Source organism: Streptomyces sp. H27-H5 (genome assembly GCF_026627505.1).
In the GTDB taxonomy this organism is placed as follows: Bacteria; Actinomycetota; Actinomycetes; order Streptomycetales; family Streptomycetaceae; genus Streptomyces.
This window is the reverse complement of record NZ_JAPNLK010000279.1, coordinates 1-1,524: the sequence shown is the minus strand read 5'-3', so window position 1 is coordinate 1,524 and position 1,524 is coordinate 1. Positions and strand designations below refer to the sequence as shown.

At 67.3% G+C, this 1,524-nt stretch carries 2 protein-coding genes; both read left to right on the top strand.

Annotation, left to right across the window (positions count from 1 at the left end; genetic code table 11):
• The first annotated feature begins 80 nt into the window (after positions 1-80).
• Positions 81-464, top strand: a complete 384-nt coding sequence (locus tag OTB19_RS42740; RefSeq protein ID WP_267804257.1) for a hypothetical protein — start codon at positions 81-83, stop codon at positions 462-464.
• Positions 465-484: 20 nt separating this feature from the next.
• A complete protein-coding gene (locus OTB19_RS42735; RefSeq protein ID WP_267804256.1) occupies positions 485-1,489 on the top strand; it encodes an IS3 family transposase in 1,005 nt (334 codons plus the stop codon).
• Positions 1,490-1,524: the final 35 nt, after the last annotated feature.

Genomic DNA, 1,524 nt, shown 5'->3' with positions numbered 1-1,524 from the left:
CCCCTCTCTGTCAGCCTTGGGTGAGACGTCCCGCTTTGTCGGGTTAGCCTGAGAGGGCGCGACAGGAGACCCCACCCCTCATGACCAGCACCAAGCCCGCCGGATCCGACCCGGCGCCGAGGCCGAAGCGCCGCAGTTTCAGTCCGGAGTACAAGCTGCGGATCGTGGCCGAGTACGACGCCGCACCCAAGAATGAGAAGGGTGCGGTCTTGCGCCGCGAGTGCCTGTACCACTCCCACGTCACCGAGTGGCGGGCCGCGCGGGATGCCGGCGCCCTGGAGAACCTCGTCGACAAGCGCACCAGCCCGGCGAGGCCGAAGCGGTCCGCCGCCGAGGCGGAGAACGAGAAGCTGCGCCGCCAGGTGGAACGGCTGGAGAAGGAACTGGCCAGGAACAAGGCCGCACTGGAAATCCTGGGAAAAGCTTCGGCGCTCTTGGAAATGATCTCCGAGAGCGCGGACTGAAGCACACCGCCGAGCCGGTTGTGGACACCGCGTTCACCGGCATCGAAGGCGAGCTGGGCATCACGTCCGCGTGCCGGCTGACCGGCCGCTCCCGCGCCACCCACTATCGCCGGCTACGGCCCCCGCCACCGCGCAGACCCCGCGAGCCGCAGGCCCAGCCCTCGGCCCTCGCGGCCAGAGAGCGGGCCTCGGTACTGGAGCTGATGAACAGCGACGAGTACGCCGAGCTGCCGCCCGCACAGATCTGGGCCCGCGAGCTGGACGCCGGGCGTTACCACTGCTCGATCTCCACGATGTACCGGATCCTGCGCGAGCGGGGCCAGAGCGGCGAACGCCGCCGCCAGGCCACCCACCCCGCCACAACGGTGCCCGAGCTGGTCGCCACCGCCCCGTCGCAGGTGTTCACCTGGGACATCACCAAGGCGGCCGGACCAGTCAAGGGCGTCTGGTATCACGCCTACGTCATCATCGACATCTTCAGCCGCTACGTCGTCGGCCACACCGTCGAGGCCGCCGAATCCGCAGAGCGCGCTGAGGAGTTGATCCGGGAGGCCATCACACGCAACCACATCGTGCCCGAGACCGTGCACGCCGACCGCGGCACCTCGATGACGAGCAAGAAGGTCTCCCAGCTGCTGATCGATCTGGGGGTAACCAGATCGCACTCGCGTCCGAAGGTCTCCAACGACAACCCCTACAGCGAGGCCCAGTTCAAGACCACGAAGTACATGTCGGACTATCCCGAACGGTTCGCTTCACTGGCCCACGCCCGCGAATGGTTCGATGCGTTCATCGCGTACTACAACCACGAACACCGGCATTCCGGCATCGGCTGGCACACCCCAGCCTCCGTCCACTTCGGAACCGCCGAGGAGGTCCGCGATCAGCGCGCGGTCACCCTCGCCCAGGCATACGCCCGCCACCCCGAACGCTTCGGCCGCCGCCCCCGACCACCCGAGATACCCCAGAAAGCCTGGATCAACGACCCGGCCAAGCGGCGCGAAACCGCACCACAAACCTCATAGCGTCACGACCGTCTCACTGGACTTGAAATCTTCCG